The sequence below is a fragment of the Nostoc sp. FACHB-152 genome (assembly GCF_014697475.1).
In the GTDB taxonomy this organism is placed as follows: Bacteria; Cyanobacteriota; Cyanobacteriia; order Cyanobacteriales; family Nostocaceae; genus Nostoc_B.
In genome coordinates this window covers 1-18,873 of the sequence record NZ_JACJRV010000043.1, presented here as the reverse complement: position 1 = coordinate 18,873, position 18,873 = coordinate 1, and the positions used below count along the sequence as shown (strand labels likewise).

Annotated in this window: 21 protein-coding genes and 4 pseudogenes; 7 read left to right on the top strand and 18 right to left on the bottom strand. The window is 42.0% G+C overall.

Features of this window, described 5'->3' with window-relative positions; genetic code table 11:
* The first annotated feature begins 5 nt into the window (after positions 1–5).
* Positions 6–368 carry an inorganic pyrophosphatase gene (locus H6G76_RS22950; RefSeq protein ID WP_190706030.1) on the top strand — a complete coding sequence of 121 codons (363 nt, stop codon included), beginning with the start codon at positions 6–8 and terminating at the stop codon, positions 366–368.
* A gap of 71 nt (positions 369–439) precedes the next feature.
* Positions 440–1,240: an SDR family oxidoreductase gene (locus H6G76_RS22945; protein ID WP_190706026.1), complete on the top strand. Its 801-nt coding sequence runs from the start codon at positions 440–442 to the stop codon at positions 1,238–1,240.
* Between the two features lie 222 nt (positions 1,241–1,462).
* Here the strand turns inward: H6G76_RS22945 and H6G76_RS22940 are convergent, their stop codons facing one another.
* Entirely contained in the window at positions 1,463–2,635 is a 1,173-nt protein-coding gene (locus H6G76_RS22940; RefSeq protein ID WP_190706023.1) for a choice-of-anchor tandem repeat GloVer-containing protein, read from the bottom strand.
* Between the two features lie 671 nt (positions 2,636–3,306).
* On the opposite strand from H6G76_RS22940, the pseudogene H6G76_RS22935 reads away from it, so the two are divergent.
* Positions 3,307–3,522: pseudogene (locus H6G76_RS22935) on the top strand (transposase family protein); the annotation flags it as partial.
* 234 nt (positions 3,523–3,756) lie between these two features.
* Here the strand turns inward: H6G76_RS22935 and cas6 are convergent.
* The 4 genes and pseudogenes from cas6 to H6G76_RS37245 form a co-directional block, all read right to left on the bottom strand.
* A pseudogene (gene cas6 / locus H6G76_RS22930) lies at positions 3,757–4,515 on the bottom strand (CRISPR-associated endoribonuclease Cas6); the annotation flags it as partial.
* A gap of 195 nt (positions 4,516–4,710) precedes the next feature.
* Positions 4,711–5,181 (bottom strand): hypothetical protein, encoded by a 471-nt coding sequence (locus H6G76_RS22925; RefSeq protein WP_190706017.1) that lies wholly within the window; start codon positions 5,179–5,181, stop codon positions 4,711–4,713.
* 142 nt (positions 5,182–5,323) lie between these two features.
* Entirely contained in the window at positions 5,324–5,890 is a 567-nt protein-coding gene (locus tag H6G76_RS22920) for a MarR family winged helix-turn-helix transcriptional regulator (RefSeq protein WP_190706015.1), read from the bottom strand.
* A gap of 49 nt (positions 5,891–5,939) precedes the next feature.
* Positions 5,940–6,083, bottom strand: a complete 144-nt coding sequence (locus H6G76_RS37245; RefSeq protein ID WP_397333660.1) for a hypothetical protein — start codon at positions 6,081–6,083, stop codon at positions 5,940–5,942.
* A 126-nt stretch (positions 6,084–6,209) separates the two neighbouring features.
* Between H6G76_RS37245 and H6G76_RS36665 the strand changes: the two genes are divergently transcribed.
* Positions 6,210–6,719, top strand: coding sequence for a transposase (locus tag H6G76_RS36665; protein ID WP_199337493.1), 510 nt, complete (start codon positions 6,210–6,212; stop codon positions 6,717–6,719).
* 225 nt (positions 6,720–6,944) lie between these two features.
* On the opposite strand, the gene H6G76_RS22905 is transcribed toward H6G76_RS36665, so the two are convergent.
* From H6G76_RS22905 to H6G76_RS22895, 3 genes are all read right to left on the bottom strand, one after another.
* On the bottom strand, positions 6,945–8,306 hold the full coding sequence (locus tag H6G76_RS22905) for a cation:proton antiporter (protein ID WP_242056492.1): 1,362 nt from the start codon (positions 8,304–8,306) through the stop codon (positions 6,945–6,947).
* Between the two features lie 732 nt (positions 8,307–9,038).
* On the bottom strand, positions 9,039–9,371 hold the full coding sequence (locus H6G76_RS22900; protein ID WP_190706011.1) for a P-II family nitrogen regulator: 333 nt from the start codon (positions 9,369–9,371) through the stop codon (positions 9,039–9,041).
* Between the two features lie 85 nt (positions 9,372–9,456).
* On the bottom strand, positions 9,457–10,584 hold the full coding sequence (locus H6G76_RS22895; RefSeq protein WP_190706010.1) for a sodium-dependent bicarbonate transport family permease: 1,128 nt from the start codon (positions 10,582–10,584) through the stop codon (positions 9,457–9,459).
* Positions 10,585–11,087: 503 nt separating this feature from the next.
* Between H6G76_RS22895 and H6G76_RS22890 the strand changes: the two are divergent.
* Positions 11,088–11,342: pseudogene (locus H6G76_RS22890) on the top strand (IS630 family transposase); the annotation flags it as partial.
* Positions 11,343–11,415: 73 nt separating this feature from the next.
* Here H6G76_RS22890 and H6G76_RS22885 read toward each other — a convergent pair.
* The 9 genes and pseudogenes from H6G76_RS22885 to H6G76_RS22845 form a co-directional block, all read right to left on the bottom strand.
* Positions 11,416–12,078, bottom strand: coding sequence for a Na(+)/H(+) antiporter subunit B (locus tag H6G76_RS22885; RefSeq protein WP_190706008.1), 663 nt, complete (start codon positions 12,076–12,078; stop codon positions 11,416–11,418).
* Complete coding sequence (locus tag H6G76_RS22880; RefSeq protein WP_190706006.1) at positions 12,075–12,695, bottom strand: DUF4040 domain-containing protein; 621 nt, start codon at positions 12,693–12,695, stop codon at positions 12,075–12,077. Before H6G76_RS22880 ends, H6G76_RS22885 begins: the two co-directional genes overlap by 4 nt.
* Positions 12,688–12,966, bottom strand: coding sequence for a monovalent cation/H(+) antiporter subunit G (locus H6G76_RS22875; RefSeq protein ID WP_190686662.1), 279 nt, complete (start codon positions 12,964–12,966; stop codon positions 12,688–12,690). The genes H6G76_RS22880 and H6G76_RS22875 overlap by 8 nt, the downstream gene beginning before the upstream one ends.
* The gene (locus H6G76_RS22870) at positions 12,963–13,220 is read right to left on the bottom strand and encodes a hypothetical protein (RefSeq protein WP_190706005.1); all 258 of its coding nucleotides are present in this window, start codon (positions 13,218–13,220) and stop codon (positions 12,963–12,965) included. The genes H6G76_RS22875 and H6G76_RS22870 overlap by 4 nt, the downstream gene beginning before the upstream one ends.
* Positions 13,217–13,606 carry a Na+/H+ antiporter subunit E gene (locus H6G76_RS22865; protein WP_190705987.1) on the bottom strand — a complete coding sequence of 130 codons (390 nt, stop codon included), beginning with the start codon at positions 13,604–13,606 and terminating at the stop codon, positions 13,217–13,219. The genes H6G76_RS22870 and H6G76_RS22865 overlap by 4 nt, the downstream gene beginning before the upstream one ends.
* Positions 13,591–15,036 carry a cation:proton antiporter gene (locus H6G76_RS22860; protein ID WP_190705984.1) on the bottom strand — a complete coding sequence of 482 codons (1,446 nt, stop codon included), beginning with the start codon at positions 15,034–15,036 and terminating at the stop codon, positions 13,591–13,593. Before H6G76_RS22860 ends, H6G76_RS22865 begins: the two co-directional genes overlap by 16 nt.
* A complete protein-coding gene (locus H6G76_RS22855) occupies positions 15,033–15,368 on the bottom strand; it encodes an NADH-quinone oxidoreductase subunit K (RefSeq protein WP_190705980.1) in 336 nt (111 codons plus the stop codon). Before H6G76_RS22855 ends, H6G76_RS22860 begins: the two co-directional genes overlap by 4 nt.
* 134 nt (positions 15,369–15,502) lie before the next feature.
* Positions 15,503–15,631, bottom strand: a pseudogene (locus tag H6G76_RS22850) (SulP family inorganic anion transporter); the annotation flags it as partial.
* A gap of 418 nt (positions 15,632–16,049) precedes the next feature.
* Complete coding sequence (locus H6G76_RS22845) at positions 16,050–16,253, bottom strand: hypothetical protein (RefSeq protein ID WP_190705976.1); 204 nt, start codon at positions 16,251–16,253, stop codon at positions 16,050–16,052.
* On the opposite strand from H6G76_RS22845, the gene H6G76_RS22840 reads away from it, so the two are divergent.
* Positions 16,254–16,460, top strand: coding sequence for a hypothetical protein (locus H6G76_RS22840; protein ID WP_190706145.1), 207 nt, complete (start codon positions 16,254–16,256; stop codon positions 16,458–16,460).
* An 86-nt stretch (positions 16,461–16,546) separates the two neighbouring features.
* Positions 16,547–18,406: a hypothetical protein gene (locus H6G76_RS37240; RefSeq protein ID WP_242056491.1), complete on the top strand. Its 1,860-nt coding sequence runs from the start codon at positions 16,547–16,549 to the stop codon at positions 18,404–18,406.
* Between the two features lie 104 nt (positions 18,407–18,510).
* On the opposite strand, the gene H6G76_RS22830 is transcribed toward H6G76_RS37240, so the two are convergent.
* Positions 18,511–18,873 (bottom strand): SDR family NAD(P)-dependent oxidoreductase (locus tag H6G76_RS22830; protein ID WP_190705975.1); only part of this gene is annotated, 363 nt, incomplete at its 5' end.

Below are 18,873 nucleotides of genomic sequence, written 5' to 3'. Positions count from 1 at the left end.
CTGTAATGACAAATAGTAATAATTTCTGGAATAAATTAGATCAGTTAGTAACTACTAGCAATATCAAAATTGAGCGTCCTCAAGGAAGCAAACATTCCATATATCCAGCTTTCATTTACCCCTTAGACTATGGATATTTGCAAAATACTCAAGCTGGAGACGGAGCTAATATTGATGTCTGGCTGGGGAGTTTAGCTAGTAAGAAAATAACTGCCATTATCTGTAGTGTTGATTTGCAAAAACGAGATACAGAAATCAAAATACTTTTAGGCTGTACATCTGGTGAGCATCAAGCCATCTTGAATATTCACAATACAGGTGAGCAGTCAGCAATATTATTAGTTCGTACAGAGTCTATAGCGATTTGATTTGAGTTAATCTCACGACTCTGCATGATACTAATTCAGATTTTTCTCAAATATCCAACAGGTAAATAATTATGAGCTTAGACCTAAAACTATCCGGTAAAACAGCAATTGTCACAGGTGGAAGTGCAGGTATTGGTTTAGCTACTGCCAAAGCCCTCTATAGTGAAGGTGTAAATGTAGTAATTGCTGCTCGTAATCAAGAAAGATTAGAGAAGGCTGTAGCTGACATCCAATCGTTACCTACCCCTGGGGCTAAAATTCTTTCTGTTAGTGCCGACCTCACCCAAGCAGAAAGTATTGATCAAATTGTTTCTACAACTCTGGCACAATTTGGTCAGATTGATATTTTAATTAACAATGCTGGTTCAGCCCGTGCAGGGTCATTTTTAGAATTGGGTGATGATGCTTTTTTAGATGCTTGGAATCTGAAATTATTAGGCTATATCCGATTAGTTAGAGCCGTTGTACCACATCAAAAAAATCGGGGCGATGGGCGAATTGTTAACATTATTGGTGGTGCAGGACGAACACCTCGTCCGAACTTCCTCCCTGGCGGTACAACCAATGCTGCTTTATTGAACTTCACACGAGGAATTTCTAAAGAGTTAGCCCATTACAATATTCGGATTAACGCTATATCTCCGGGTTTGACTGGGACTGAACGCGCCGAACGTTTGGCAGAACAAAATGCTCAATCTCGTGGTGTGAGTGTAGAAGAAATTAAAGCAGAATCTTTGAAAGCCATACCTTTGGGCAAAATTGTCAAGCCAGAAGAAATTGCATCACTCGCTTTATTTTTAGTTTCTGACTTGGCTTCTTCTATTACTGGGGCGGAAATTTTGGTGGATGGTGGTACTACTCCTGGTGTTTAATCAATCAATGTCAGTATAGTATGCCTGGGAGTAGTCGCTGCTGTCTCTGGTAATCTTGCAAAGCATGAAAAAATGGTAGATGTTAAAAACCATCTACCATCTTCCTATATAGGACTCATATTTGATTTTTAAAAAAAATCAGTATATTGTTACCTGCTTTCTTTACTTTTGCCTCTTGCTTGACTACACAAGTATGTTCATTAATCAAACCGGATTCCTGGCTTAGTCTACGTACCTAAACACAGTTCCTCTATTAGAAGTGCCACCAGCAGAGGCAGTTCCATAAAATGCACCATTGGAAAGTTGAATTAATGTGGAGTTCGGCGTTGCTCCATTTGTCCCATTAAAGCTAAATAGCAAACTAATGTTTCCACCAGCCAATCGATAAATAGCTCCTCTGTTGTTTGCACCACCTGTAGAAGCCGTACCGTAGAAGTTACCATCTTTTGCTTTTATGAGTGCAGCTGTAGGGTTGGCTCCATTGCTGCCATTAAAGCTGGCGACTAAAACTGGTGAACCACCGCCAAGGGGAACTCTGAATATAGCCCCTCTATTACTGGCTCCACCTAGATAGGTTGTACCGTAGAGGAATCTATCTGATTCAATTAATGCCGACTGGGGACTTTGACCATTGGAACCACTAAAGCTATATGAAGTTAAGACTCCTGTAGGAGTTAGCTTAAACACTGTACCTCTATTACTTGCACCACCTGCTGAGGTGGTGCCATAGTAGTTTCCATCACTTGCCAATTGCAACCTTGCTAATGGAACTGCTCCGTTTGTACTGTTGAAGTTGACTACAATCGTCGGCGTACCCCCAGTTAAGGGAACCTTAAATACAGTTCCTCTACCATTACCTCCACCTGCGGAACTTGTCCCCCACAATAAGCCATCACTACCGGAAATCAATCTTCCTGCTGGGCTGGCTCCGTTAGTGCCATTAAAATTTGCCAGAGTTGTCACAGTTGTAAAAGTTGTCTTTGCCAGTTGAAAAACTGTACCAAGATTACCAGTCCCACCTGTAGAGGTTACTCCATAAAAATTGCCATCACTGGCCTGAAATAATCTCGCTATTGGGTTAGTTCCATTAGTTCCATTAAAGTTAACCAGTGTAGTCAAAGTACTAAAATTAGCACCTGTTAATTTGAATGCTGTTCCTCTATTTTGCGAACCACCTTCGGAAGTAGTGCCATAAATACTGCCATCGGTTCCTTGAAGCACACCTGCTTTTGGACTAGCACCATTAGTCCCGTTGAAATTTATAACAGTCGTTAATGTTCCAGCAACAGCTTGTGGCAAAGGCAATACTAATGGAGACGACAGCACAGCCAACGAAGTTAGAATCAATACTTTATTCTTGCTTTGAGTTAGTTGGCAGAGATTGATTTTTTTCATATTTAACTCACAGAAATGTAGTAAATACCGAAGAGTTGCTTTTACAGGTTTTGTTATGGCTACTGCTGTTGACACTAATTGGTAAAACTAGTGTGTGTTAAAGGAACTTGGCGGGCGGGATAAATAGCAAGAATTAAGGGTAAAAGGTTTTTTACCTTCCCCTTTACTTTTTTCTTTTCCCTGCCACAACAATTTTGGCTTGTAAGACTACAAGGTACTAAAAAGTAGTACCTTCCTTTCTTCAAGTCCACTTAAAACATAGATAGTTCTTTACCTTGCTGGAAAATGATTCAGAAAGGTTAGCATTATCTAAGCAATAAAACTTGTATTAGCACTGAAGCTGTACATAAACGAATTCCGCTTGATAGCATAATTGATTGCTTATATATTAGATGTCGCCATCAACACTAAAAATATTAAATTGAATTTAAATTTATTCATAGAAAAATGTTTAATTATGGCAAATTATTTAGCCAAACTACTTTCCACAAAGAAAATTTGGCTAATTTCTTAATTAAATGCTACTTACAATACCCAGGGCGAACGCATCTAAATATAGTACAAGAATACTAAATTCAGAAAAAAAGTAGTGATAGTGGGTGACATATAAGTAAACATTCAAACATTGATGGTAGAGTCATTGTAAAATTAGTAATATTGCCCTATTTCGTGTGAAACTCAAGCCCAAAATTACTATTGCTGACCACTTCGCACAAATGTCAGACCCACGAATAGATCGTACAAAACTGCACAAGTTAATTGACATTCTCACTATTGCAATCTGTGCTGTGATATGTGGAGCAGACAGTTGGGCGGCAATTGAATTGTATGGTTGCACGAAATATGAGTGGTTAAGAACGTTTTTGGAGTTACCCAACGGGATACCGTTTACTGGATGGACACCATAAAACATCTGCCGCAGCGCAGACCAACAAGCCACTAAATTTAGTGTCGTTTTTGGCAGTTGGTGAAAGTCTGGCATCTGAAGAGGAAATCAAGTTGGCTCTGGCTTATCTTACTCGATAAGAGTACGCCTGCTGATGCTCCTACTGCTCTTACTCCTGCTGTTCTGGTAACTACTGCACCCCTCCGCTTCGCGCCAATCCCTGCTCTGCCACTTACTAACAATTCTCAATAGCCCCCTCCAATGTCCCCTTGAGTGCTTTCCGAGCCAGCTTCACGTAAGTCTTCACTGTCTCAGGTTTCATCTCCAAATCCAGTGCGATCGCCCCCAAAGACTCCCCATGTTCTCGACGGGCCAGGATAGTCGCCCACGTCACAGCAATCCTATCTGTGCGCTCGCCGCCCTTGCGTTTTCGTTGGGCAGCGAATATCTCGGTCAGTTCTTCAATCCTTTGAGCCAGCATATCTGCAACCAACTGCTCGGCTGTAGCTGACTTTTGCTCCACTAGCCAACCAGAGCGTGTCTGTCCCAAGCCGAAGGTTGTCTTATGCCCTGTCCCGCAGTAAGGTGCAAGCCTGAGCAAAGTATAGAATAGCTGGGTGAATTCCGTATTTGCCAAAGCTGCCCTGCTCAAACCCAAGGATATGGCTCCAGTAAATCCAGTGACCGACCCTTGCTTGCCTGCTGCCACCTTCATCGATTCAAGACGGTGCTGGTGAATGATGACGCTTTCATCAATCCACTTCAGAAAAACCTCTTGTTCTACTGGCTGCTGCGAAAAATCATTCCATCGCCGTAGATAGCTGTGGAACAAGTTTTCTGGTACTGGCAGTGGGAAGTGATGACCCTTACGGCGAAAGCTGGTCGGTGAAACAAAGCTTAAGTCTACTACAGATTGTTCAATGGGCGATCGCAGCAATTGTGCATAAGTCGTGGGAAGATGGGCAATACTCACCTGCTTGTCAATGCGTAAGTTATGAAATAGTGATGTGATTTTGAGTGTGCAGGCTGGGAGAGTGCAGATTAACAAATTGCCACCAGACATATTACAGGATTTTGAGAGTGCTAACAGTAAACTTGATGAGGTTTTAGAAAGTAAAAAACAAGCAGCAGGATTTCAAAGATAAGCGATTGTTAGCCTGATAGTAAGCATGATTATGACAGCATAAAGCTATAGGGAAGTGGCTGTCCGATTGATCAACAAACCTATCAGCAAATACAGCATAATAACACTGCTAGCTGATGAGGCAATAAGTCTAACACTGTTATATTGAATCAGTTTCCGGATGCCGCCTTTATCGGAGTATCCTTGGTGCTGGAGTCGATTATGAATTGGAACAGCAAATGTGAGGCTGGTGATCATAATTGATGCGTTCAGCACAAGCAACATAAGTATCCAGCCAAGTTTAACTTCTACTGGATGTACAAATGCCAGTAGCAGTGTACTTAGCATCAGCAATGTGTAAGGTATGTAGATAGTAAACGGGAGCCTGCGTTCATATTCTTTGTGAAACGATATAAACTCTGTTTGCCCAACCCAACCAAAGAGTGGATAAGTAGTGACCTGTGTGTACCAATGCAGAGCATTGTTGAAAAATGTTGCAGAAGCTGTAATCACGAAAACAATAATTTCTATGTTCATGATGTTTAATTTCCTATATTACTTATAAATGCAAATCAATTAATGGCTTGTGAGGTAATAGAAATACTTACCAAGCCGCATCAGTCAAGAACATCTGCTGTCTGCTGGAATCATATTCATATAACCCCAAAACAAACTTGCGTTAGGAGTCAACATCTTTGAATGTCGGTGGCTTCCATGAAGCGTTGCTGGTCGCAACACGTTTTAGCAGTCTATTCAGAGTCTGTTGTTCTTCTAGTGTTAAAGCAGCGAAGAATTGTTTTGCTGCTTCAATTGATGCAGATTCTGCTTGTTGGAGTCGTTGTTTGCCAGTCTCTAAAAGATGAACTTCATAGGCTCGGCGATCGCTGGAATGAGGTCGTCGTTCAATTAAGCCCTGCTGTTCTAGGTCATTGAGCAAAGTAACCATGCTAGCTTTATCAACACGAAGTTTGTCACCTAATCGTGCTTGAACCATTGCACCTTCAGCAGCCAGTAATTGGAGGATAGCAACCTGAAGCGGGCGTAGATTTAAGGGAGTCATAGCACGGGCATAAAACTGTGCGCCAAGTTCACTCACCCAGTGAAGTACAAAGCCTGTCCAGTGACTTAGAGATTCTGGCAAAGGCTCCCAGTCTAAATCGCGTCCACTAAAAGTATGGGAATTAACTGATGGGCTTTCCCGCTTTGTTACTTCAGCAGATTGCTTGGAGGATATTCGTCTCTTCATAGAACCAAAAACGCTTGCTTAAACAAACGTTAGCACAAAAAACGTTTGTTCAACAAACTACTTGTAGTTCACCTCCTACTCGCTGGATTTGTCCTGTTGCCAAAGCGTAAAGGGCAGCGATCGCTGGATTACAGAAGATGCAAAATCCCATGCCTTCATCTTTGAGTGCATGATGTCCTGGTGGTCTGGACAAAACGAGTCTTATGCTGTAGGCGCATCCTAGATTATTCTCCTGTAAAAGTGACAGAAAAGGGTTAGTTTCACCATTAAGAGAGCCAACTTTTCAACCTAATAGCGCAAATGGAGGTTCGTTAGTTCCTTGGATGAAAGGTATAACAGAATTACAGATGCACTATTTTTAATTTCTCTCGTCGAGTTTAAGGAATTGCATTCGATTCATTGGGGAATTGAATCTTCGCATCGAGCCATCAAACAAGTGTGTGGAATTGAGCTATTCATGGTGAGGACATCTGAGGCAATTAAAACTCACTTTTTTAGTGCTATCCGTGCCTTCACACAACTAGAATTAATGCGAACCGAGGAGTTAATTGAAAACTGGTATGAAGTCCAGAGAAATTTGTCTCTTCAGGTGGCTCGTGACTTCATTCTGGAACATCTTGAACAAAAGATGGGCTTGATTACACATAGTCAGATTCCTGTCAATGCGTACGTTCTGTTTATCCCCAACTTTCTTTTCACGTACCCCATCGCCAACAGCCACATCTTTTTATACTTAAAAAGCCCTAATAACAATTTAGGGCTTGGTTTTGTATGCGGTTTATTAAATGTCAGCAGTAAAAATTTTGCTAGCGGTTTTCTATACAATTAATCATCCCTGAATTACTTGGTTAAAGATAGTCGGGAAACTACCCATTGTTTACCCATTTTTTCTAGAACGACGAGCTTTCCGGGGCGGAAGCTGAATCTGATTTAAATGTGTCTAAGCAGGAAATTGCGGAGGTTTGTAACGAGTTGAGGCGGTTGCAGATTAACCAAGAGCCTTGCTTGTGTGTGATTAAAATTTCCGATTTTGCAGGGATATCGGCTTTATACCTTACTCACTTGCTGTTTCTACAGGTGTGGTAGATTCTGGAATGGGATTTGGGGATGAACCAAAGGCAACCCGTAAAAAAGGTGGAGCCAGAAAAGTTGTCAGAATTACCATGATAATAATTGACACCTCCAGGGGCTTATCCAAAATGCCGCTAGCTGATCCGATGCCAGCAAACACTAGACCCACCTCACCTCGCGGAATCATCCCAACCCCGATCGCCACTCGATTGATGCCGGGTTGTCCAAACACCGCCCAACCTGTGATCAGCTTACCAATAATTGCCACTCCCATCAAAAAGACAGCAATCAATAGTCCTGCCCGATTCTCCGGTACCGCCGGGTTCAAAACACCGAGGTCGGCACGCGCTCCCACTGTCACAAAGAATATTGGTACCAGTAAATCGGCGATAGGTTTGATCAGTTCATCTAACTCGTTTCGGGCATCGGTTTCATCAAGTACCAAACCCGCAGCAAAGGCACCCAAAATCGCTTCGAGATGAATGGCGTTGCCTAAAAATGCCATAAAGAAAGCGAAGATGAATGCTGGAATCACAATATTTCCACGGGTTTTGAGATGCTCTACGATCGCCACAAAACTTTTGTTAAAGACACCCCCCAATAAAATTGATCCAATCAAGAATGCCGTAGCACTGACAATCAAGTAGATGACATTGGCAACATCAATCTCACCAGTTTTGGCTAAACTGGCGACTACAGCCAAGACAATAATGCCGAGGACATCATCAATCACCGCCGCGCCAACAATGATTTGCCCTTCTTTGGATTTGAGTTGACCTAACTCTGACAAGACTTTAGAGGTAATGCCAATACTCGTTGCCGTTAACGCGGCTCCTGCAAAAATCGCTGGGATCGCTGCGACATGAAAGAGTATCATTAACCCTGCCGTACCTGCCGCAAAAGGTGCCGCGACTCCGACACAGGCGACAACCGTGGCTTGAATTCCTACTTCCTTCAGTTGCCGCAGATCGGATTCCAGTCCAATTTCAAACAGCAGAATAATCACACCGATTTCAGCTAGAACCGAAATCACTTCACTTTGGGACTCAAAAATTCGGGTCAGTGCATCCGGTGTCAATTGATTCAATCCTTGCAACGCCGTCATAATCACCGAGTCAGAGGCAGACAGCCCCCCTTCAGGAAAGATCACCAAGTGCAACGCCGAAACGCCGACAATCACACCGGCGACCAGTTCTCCCAGGACGGGCGGAAAATCCAATCGCCTAGCGATCTCTGCGCCGAACTTGCTGGCCAAATAAATCACCACCAGCGTCAGCAACACGCCAGACAGAATAATGGGTGAATCCTCAGCAACAACAGTCGCCAAGAATGGTATCGGAGCCATAAGAGCGGCTATCCCCCCACTGAAAAGAGGCAGAATATTGGACAAAATCATGATTTAAAGCAATGAATGTTAAGGGTTTGAGGCAATACTGTTCGGTTAAGCATTTTTAACTTGACGTGAGTTCGATGAACCTCTCCCCAACCCCTCTCCGACCCGGAGAGGGGCATAAATCTTCCTAGTTTTGAACGAAAAAACAAGTTTTGAAAGCCTCTCTCCTTGCAGGGGAGAGGTTTGGAAAGGGGTTTTTAACATCCGTCGAACTCACGTTAACTTGTAATCTGGTTTTGGGAAAAGGTTAAAGGTTTTCTTCTACTTTTTCCCTTTCCCCTTTCCCCCTTAACCGAAAGGTATTGGGGTTTGAGGAAGTTATAAAACTGCAGGGGGAATGAGTTCTGCGCCAGGATCAACTTCCGGCGGACACAAAACACGCTCACTTAAAAGCCGAGGTCATAACCTTGGCTTTTAACCCGGTTCTGTCACTCTGAGAAAATAAAAATCAAAGCCAAATTTTCAACTGTAGATATAACGAGCATTTGAGCGTTTATTTTCTAATAAAATGGCTGTAATCAAGCTTTTTTAGCAAAAGTCTTATGATGTAAGCATCCTAGATTATTCTCCTGTAAAAGTGACAGAAGAAGGTTAAGTGAGCGTCGTCTCAATGCAACAGCCGTCTGACCCACAGAAACTCGCACTAATGTCTCGCTGGTTCCTTTTATGGCGCGTCCTTTCGACTCAACAGCCGTCTGGCCCACAGAAAGTTCTCCCGTACAGTACCTCTGCTTCACAGATATAGATAATGCCCGCATAATCGGTGAAAAAATTGATTGCGACCTGATCCGCAATCTTCTCTGCCATCTCCCGATTTTCGGTGAGTACCTCGAACTTTACATTTGAATCGGTGTCGGCAGTGTTGGGTTTACCTGTAGAGCGCACGTTGCGACTGCCTTTACCGCCAGTATCTACCACCGTATAACCAGTCGCCCCAACTTCATCAATGATCTTGGCAACCTTTTTTAGCAAAACCTTTTCCGTGACTATGACGAGCTTGTTGGCACGTTTGCCCATGTTGCTTACCTCCTTAAATTATGTACATTGATCTACTTGGTCTGCCCGTTCAAGGGAGCGCTGACAGACCGCGACTCGTCTGGGATTAGCCGCCGAGCGCCTGGGCAAGCCCGATGAAGAACGGTATACACAAGCCGAGCGCCACTGGCGTACCGACGGCTGTGGAAGCGCCTATATAAGCTGAGGGATTGGCTGACGGGATACCGGCTCGCAACGTGGGTGGCCCTGAGATGTCTGAACTAGAGGAAGCAATGACAGCCAGAACCACGACACCGCCCATGCTGAAGTTCATCGTGTAGTGGGCAATCATGCCGAGACCGAAGGCAATTAACCCATGCACAAACGGTGCCACCACACTATACACGACGTACCACTGGGCTACCTTACGTAGTTCGCCAACCCTTGACCAAGCTTCCATACCCATGACCAGCATCAAGATTGAAAGCAAGCCGCGAAAGGCGGGATCGTAAAAGCTTTTATAGACACTTTCCGGGCGGGTGAACAGTCCCAGAGCAAGGCCTAACAACATTGCCGATAAGGCAGGCCCCCGGAGGCTTTCCTCGATGATCGGCCATATCTTGACGCGATTATCCCCATCCTCCTTCTGCTGGCTAAGATACTCCTGCCGGCTGCTAGGATAATCTTTTTGATCGGGATAATCGCCAGCCGCAACGAGCTGCTCGCTGAAAGACTGCTGCACAATAGAGTAGGCTGCTTCTTTACGCTTCTTCTTGTTGATGTAAATGTTAGCCACAACAATCGCAGTTACGAGCGCGGGGATATCCATAAAGGGATAGAGTGCGCCAGCCCAGGCCTCGTAGGGAATTTTTTGTTCTTCCAGTAGTGTCAAGGCGGCAGCCATAGTAGAGCCACTCACTGCACCAAACAAACCCCCGGTCGCAATCGCATCTACGGTTTTGACCTTCGGCAGCTTGGCTAATGTATAGCGTGCGATGAATACAACAACAATTCCTACTATTACGGCAGATGCTGCGGGTAAAACCATATCCGCCAGGTTGGAATTGCGGATCGCAATTCCACCGGTCAGACCGATTTTGGTGAGCAGCATGAAGACGATGATCGTACAAATCGCCTCTGGAATTACCAATTCGCTACCAAGGGCGGCAATGACCATCCCACCAATCAAAAAGCCGAGTGTTGGGGACTGCAACTGCTTAACGAAGTCCATTAAAAAAAAGGACAAAAAATCCACGAATGCCCCCTTCTCCTCGGATGACGAGTATTGCAATAAATGAACTAAATGTAAATGAACCGGAGGTTATTGAACCAGATGACATTGGTGATTACCATCATGGAGGTCAATGAACGGTATATCAAACAAATTAGAAACGACCCTTTTCATAGAAAGGATGGGTTATAGATAAAAGTCGGCTGGAGAATGGAATCTAACATCTGTGATCGCGTACTCAAAAAAGTCTCAAAAACAGACTGACGAACGACTTCAAGTTTTGAAAAACTAAATCGTAATAGTTAAATCATTTTGATATTCTTAACTTTACGCCACTCTGGATAGTAATATTTACTTAGTGATCAAGAAAAAAGTTTTTGTATACATAGAAATTCTTCTATGGTTTTTAGATCACTGATACCGCGAAGCCATCGCCAAGCATAAAAATGCTCTCAGCGTAGTCCGTTCAATAAGGAGAATTGGGATCTGTTGGGACAGCCGTTTAAATAATTTGATTTGCTATTGTATTTTTATGCGAGGTAAATCAAGGTTTATCTCAAGAGCAATGGAAAATTCATTGCGTCCGCTTTGCGCCTAATTGCCCATCACAAAATCCTATAGAAGATATTTGGTTACAAGCAAAAACCTGGATTAGACGTTTTTGCGCTTTAATTCCAACATTTTCTCATTTAAAGTGGATGTTTGAATGGTTTCTCCGAAACACTACCTTTGATTTTATGTCTCTCCAGATGTACGGAGTTTTTTCAGAAATCAAACACTAGTCCTATAGTAGTAAGAGAATAATAGACTAAAATTACTGCAATGCAAAATGTCAGTATACAAAATCTTGTTTTTTTACAATAATCCCCGATAGCGGATAAAAACCAAAACCACCGCCCAAGACCCCAGTGCAACTTTAATTGCAACTAATATATTTAATAACGGAAGAATTCCTCCACTAACAAGTGCGCCCATCTCTCCGTGTGGTAACTCCACTCCAGCTAGAGTTAATACTGCTAGGACAATAAAAACGAGAACAGAAATTTTCTCCCATGTAGCGGCTTGCCATCGCTGGTAAATTTCTTGCATCCACTCTGGTGATGAGGTAATTGCAATCAGCCCAATTGCTGTTCCGCCAGCAACTCCGGCAGCAAAACCACCGCCAGGGCTAAGATGTCCGCGAATAGCTAGTTCAATACTGACCAACGCGGCAATAGTCGCTCCCAAACGCGCTAGGACAATAGATGGTTGATCGGTAAAACTATAAATTGTGGTAGAAGGCTTTTCATTGGCTAACAGAAAGTAGACACCCATAATGGCGATTGTAAATACCACTACTTCAAAAATAGTGTCATACAAACGATTTCTGAGAATAATGACTGTGACTGCATTAGGTATACCACCATCTTTGACGATTGATTCCACAATAGAGAAATCCGGTAGCACTGCGGTTGAATTTGGTAAAATGAGCATTTTCACAAACAGTGCTATCCCTGCTGCAATGTAAATCCATTTCATAAAGACCTCGGAGAAACCTTATCTGCTGTTGGGAAGGGAGAAATAGGCTCTTCACCTGAATTCGGTATATTTATATAGGTAAGGGTTGTTGCTGGTGACGTAAGTTCAGTTTGCATAATTTCATATATGCGTTTTACCCTAATAGCAGTGTGATATTGTTGATTTTCATCGTTGCTTGTTGCATAATCTGACTCGGTGTGTTCACGTCTAACACAGGTTGCATGGACTTCTTTATCCATCAACGCCTGCTGCAAGGCTTGGTTATTGGAGTAGGGAACTAGTTCTAGACGCATTTGGCGTTTGCCAAAAATTGTGCGTAATTCATCTAACAGTTGCCCAAAATGCTGTTCTTCCTCTGCCTCGTTTTTGATTATGCCAAGACGCATCACCATTGATGAACGCACTGCTACTGCATAGAGCGTAATTGCCAGCATTGTACCTACTAATGCTTCTGTTAGAGCAACATCTGGTGCGCCTAAAACTGCATATACCATTGCCGCAACTGCACCTAAGATGCCACGAATAACTAGCGCATTGTATGGATTGACTTGAAATACCACCATGCAAGCAGACAAGGGCAGGAGCGCAATGATGATATACATATAGCTATCATTCATAATTACCCTCGCTACTAGAACAGTAAGCCAATACATATCCCAGCACTGTGTTCCAGATTGCTAGGGAGATGAGAGCCAGGATGAGTAGCGGCCATTCGCTGGGTATCTTCAATAACAACCCAATAATGATGTTCATCGATCCCAGGGTATCAGCAACAGAAAGACTATGGAGCTTAAACAATAAAGATCGCTTGCCGAGTAAGGAAGGGGTTCCCCAAAACCAAAAGATGAGTCCTAAACCTATACAGACATAACTGAGAAAGTCAATCATACTTCATTTATGCGTTTAATTATATGGGCGAGCAACATCAATCCAGCATTCCCAACACTGAGAATAATGACCCCAACAACACCAATCATCCAATCATCACGTAAAACAGATACCACTAAGATTGTGATAGAAGTTTTGGTAGCAAAACTGGCAAATGCCAACATTTTTTGCCAAATATCATCATCTTGCCATGCTTCATACATGGGAATGAGCATTGCCAAAATCATGGCAATTAATACCAAGTTCAGAATCATCCTTTTCTCCTCCGACGTACCCAATGTACTTCGTACCAACCTTTTTCGTGATATTTCAAAACAATGGTTTTAGGCGTAAAGGTAATCAAGAAGATATCCAGAAATATCAACCCTGGCGTGCGTCCTGGTTTCACTCGTTCCATTGTGATGTCTTCGTGTTTATGCGGTCGGAGGATGATTTCAAATGCCTCAAGGTAAGCCTTAGGGATTGCCACTATCACTTCACCCAACACACGCAGCCAATCTTTTAATGATCCTCCTGCTGTGTAGCCGCCAGGTAATAAAAAAGCAATACCAACACCAATAATGATATTTGCCACACTGAAATTGGCAGTGAGCAGAAACCAAATGACCAGTCGCAGTATGAGATTTAGATACCCAACCATGCAAATCCCTTCCAGAATAGCAGGACTAAAATCAGACTCATGACACCGATTAGATGATCAAATTGTTCAAGCACACGCGGCAGCTTGATAAATGAATATTTAAAGATAATCATGTAAGCTATCCACCCGATAGCGATGGTTGCCAAGGGCTTAATAACATTTTCCAGGCTATATGCTTCGTAATAAACAATATTAGCCAGAAACAACCCACCAATTAAGAGGATAATGGCAGCCCAAAAACCGGGCTTGACATTGATATTGTCGCTATTGCCGCCACGAGGCAAAAATATGAATTTAGCAAAGGATATTGCGGTTCCCAAAGCGGCAATATTCATGGCGATCGCTTGCCAAGGTAATAGATTCTTGGATGTCAATACTTTCGCCCCAAAACCAGACAACAAGGGAAAGCCGGAAATCGAGAAGCTGGCCATCACTAAAGCAATCCAAATTGGGGTAGCAATCGCTTGATTTTGCAGTTCTTTAAAGTTTCGACTTGGCAATACTCCTGCAATTAAAAACAACGCAGATTTTACAAGTCCGTGGGTCAGGGCATAAAAACCACCCACAACCGGGGCAGCTAAAATAAACCCTAACTGCGAAACCGTATGAAATGCCAACATCCGCTTAGTATCTTTTTCAAAGACTGCATAGAACACTCCCAAAATTGCCGTGCCTACGCCAAAGGTTCTCACTATCGGGTCAACCTCTGCCACCATTAACGCACACCGCACTAATGGATAAACCCCAGCTTTCACAACAACTCCTGATAGCATTGCGGATACTGGCGTTTCTGATTCGGAATGGGTCAACGGCAACCATAATCCTGACACAAAAATTCCTCCTTTTGTCAATAATCCTAAGAAAATCAGCGCAAGTGCCTCTGGAGGTGCGACGCGCAAACCAGCAAAACTAAATGAATGATGCGCTTGATACACCAGCACCGCGCCTACCAGATAAAAAAGCATGGCAACATTGCTGACAAATAAATAGCGTAAGCCCACCCAAATCGAGCGATCAGTCCGGGGATAGGCAATCAACAAAAACGCAGCAATACCACTCACCTCTAAAGCCACGTATAAACTGATCAAGTCTGAACAGACAAACGCGGCATTAATACTGCCATGCAAAATAATGAGTTGTGAGTAAAAAAAGGCTCTTTTATCGCTGTACCAACAGTAGAGAATGACGGCTGCTGTTACCAACGCATTAGTTAATATAAAATAGCCGCTAAGTTGATCGATTGTTAAGAGAACACCGAAATTATCGAGTAACTTTAGTGTTAGTGGCGGCTTGAAAAATAGCTGCAACGCATATCCTACTGAAGCAAAAGCCACACATAAAGCGAGATATTTATCAAGTTTGGGAAGTAGATAAATAACGAACCCTAAAAAAAATGGTATTGCAACCCAGGCGATCGTAATGGTAATCATGGCGTATTGTTTTTCTCAATTTCGCTACTTTCTAACGTTGGATTATCTCGTGCCAATTTCATTACACCGACCAGCATTAAGGACTGAATCGAAAATCCGATGACAATCGCCGTTAATATTACTGCTTGAGGAACAGGGTCAGCGTATTTGATATCTTTGACGTTAGAAATAATTGGTGTGAACAAACCATCTCTTGATGCAATTAGTACATAACAGGCGATCACCCCTGTACTCATAACATCCATAGAAATGATTTTCATCATAAGATTTTTTTTCAGGATAATGCCAAAAAATCCACAAAATATCGTTGCAAATATGCAAGCTTCTAACACGGTAGTTGCCTATTCTATAAAGAGTAAAGGTAAAAGAAATGTACTAGAGTTGTTGGGAAATAACTTAGAGTTGGGTTGAAATTCTGTGACCCCTGTGGTTTTTGATGTAATTTTTATGCTGCCATCAAGTAGAATGCTACAGGCCCAGCACCAGAAGCAACACCGAATGCTAATGCTAATGGCAAAAAAACGATCGCGGCAGTTAAACCACCGAATATATCGCCTCTTAAGTTTCTAAAATGAATAATATTAGTCAGAGACATCTTGGGTTCTAGTTACAAAAGCGCAATGCACAATTTGGGTTCATCAAAACGCTAACTACTTTGAATAAATAATGCTCATATTTTATGAGTAGGAAAAACTCAACAAAGAAAAATTTAATTCTTTGCAAAGTAGTAGGCTTATAAAGTTTTTTGGATGGAGAATTTGATGACAACATATCTCCCATAAAGTTGCTTGTGGGTAGAGATAGTTGATAAATCGATCAAAAAAACTTGTAAGTTCTACAAGTTTTTTTTAATTATGTAATTTAATACGATTATTAATAGTTTACAACCTTGTATACCAATAATCTTCATTAATAATTTTGAATATTAAATAAAAATTAAATTGTTTACATAGATAAAATACTATAGTATCCGGCTAGCTTTGAAGCAGTTTAACTAAGCCGAAAAAAGTCATTTATATTTCTATCGTAATTATAAATAAGCGATATGGAAAGCGTATAGCAGAATTTTTAGAAGTTGTAAAGTAAATCAACTCCCTGACTCCGGTAGCGTATTTTAGTAGATTTTGGTTGACTTTCTGACGGTCGAAGCGGTTTTGATAAACCAATAGCCAAGTTAGTAGTTTGCTGGCTTCTTCTCTATCCATGTCAATAGTCATATGCGTATAAAAACTTTTCTTTCTCTCTCAACCCAAGGGACGAGAGTTTTACTTCACAGGCGCGATCGCATCAGCGCAATATATTCGGATTCTTTGGAGGAGACAGTCAAAAATCGGTTGCAGTCGTTGGGGAAATTGAACCGTCCTTATCTTACTGCTGTGGAAGAGAAGCTGTTGGGTGTTTTGGAGTTAAAGATTAGATATTAATACTTGTTAAATAATATTTGGCTGTCATGATCGTTCCCCTCTGGTTGAAATAGGCTATTTATGTAGTATTAAAGGGATTGACCCAGATGCCAAAAAAGAGCCAGAGCAAATCTAAGGGCAACGCCCCAGCACAAAACTCTATTGGTTCGCGCATCTTGGAAGCACTTACCGAAGATGAAATTTCCCAGCTACTCGATGAATTATTTATTGTTTTATCCGACGAGCAGCGAGTCACTGCATTTGCTCACCTGCAAGCAGATACCCAGGAAACTTTAATTCAAATCATCACGCCACCTCAAACAGTAGAACAGGTAAAAACAAGCAATATTCGGCTAACTTCCTTAGCAAAATTAGAGCAAACTTGGTCGGAATTATGGAGAGAATGGAATCAAATTATTTGGCAAGCATCGCAGGAGGAAGGGAAATATATAGTCCAAGAAGTACGCTGGGAAGAACCTTATTTTGATGATTGTACTTTTGTGGAAGATTTAGAAGCAGTTGCACAAAAAATGAAGCCGTTGGTAAAAACAGCTTTTGAGAATGGCTTTAGTAATGACGGTGGTTTTGCAGCCAGTTTGTTATCAGCAGAAAGCGAAATCGCTGATGGTATACCCGACTGGATGGAAATTGCTAACGGGATTCATTTGGAAGGAGCGACGACAAGCTGTTTGTTGGAGTGGGAATGGTTGTTGGTACAGTCACAAGGACAAGATGGGTTCAAATTAGCTCAAAAAGTGAGGGAATGGGAGTCAGAATTTTCTGATACCAGTTTAAATGATGAAACTGTAATTGATTTCTTCTGTAATTTACCAGATGTTCAAAAAAAAATAATTTTAGACGGGATGACAGCCAATAGAGGAGTTGAAGAGTGGAAGTCGGAACTAGAAAACACTTATTCCTATTGGCATATAATTTACATGGAATTGATGCAGCAATTCGCAACACCAGAGATATATTTGAACAATCTCAGGGCTACTATTTCCCAACAATGGCAAAATGGTTTAGCTGTGATTGAGGATTTGTTGAGTAAACAGGAATATCGAGAAAGTCTCACAGTAATTCAAGAGACTTTGGATGCGTTGTTAAAAAACAAACAAGATAAAAATCCCTGGATACCAGAAAATTCGTTGCTATTTGTTGTTGTGAGTGAATTTTCTTACGAGCCTAGTAATGGGGAAAAGCAAAAGACTTTACTTCGATATTATCAACAAGCTGTTCGAGAATTGGGAGAAATAGAACGAGCAAATGCTTTGGAGATTCAGCAGATTACTTTTGAATGTTGTTACGACTGGTCGAGTATGTTCAAAGCTTTTGCTGAGATACCAGTTAGTAAAAATACTCAGCAAGCTTTATACACATCTTGGCGTGAATCAATAATTAAACGTAGTACACCTTACAGATACTCAGATTTTTATAGAAATACAAAACCCGTAGATAGTTGGTGGTTGCATTGGTTACTCGATAGTATTACGACAGAAGAAAAAGGACATACTTGGTTTAGGCAACAAATTATCGAGTGGTTGGAGAGTTTACCTGAAAATGAGACGCAACTAGGTGAGGAATATGGTGTTTTGCATTTGTTAACAAGAGATTTGATCCAAATAAAATACCAGGGAAAATCCCCATTACCTAAATTTCATGAGATTGTGATTCAACCAAACCAACTATCGACACCGGATGAAGTTTCTAGGAGAAAGTATCTCCAAGAATATGCACCGCCCGATTTGTGGGAAAGAGTAATGGCTTATTGGCAAGCAAACTTACACAATTTCGTACCATTACCAGAAGCATCCAAAAGCTCAGATTATACGAAAAATGCACAATGGATGTCTGCCTTAAAGGAGTTAGCCCCAGAGAATTATGATAGTTTGTTGTCCCACTGGAAAGTCCAGCACAAGCGACGACCTAATCTGTGGAAAGCGATGAGAGAGTTAGGATTGACGTAAAATCACCAGATAACGGGAAACGAGGTAATGATTTTAGCAGGAGCCAAATCTATAGATGTATTGGCATAGATCGGAGGTAACAAAACTGAAGTTTCCATAGAAACCTACCACTGTAATTGAATTGGGCCACCAAACTTCCGCATCTCGGCAAAAAATTGTCCTTGCGCTCCGCCATCTGGTAAGGTTGCTAAATAGACAGCAGTTTCGGCTCCTTCTTCGGCTGTAAACGGTGCATCATCACCTCCCATATCGGTTTTCATCCAACCAGGAGAATAGGCATTAACGAGGATATTATCACCCTGGAGTTCCTTTGCCAGAAGCACAGTTAGCCCGTTTACACCAATTTTAGAAAGCCTATAGGAAGGAGCTAGTGGGTAATAATCGCTGGCAATTGTACTCAAAGATGCCATTTCCGTAGAAACATTGACAATCCGACCATAGTTATTGATTTTCATCAAAGGTATTAA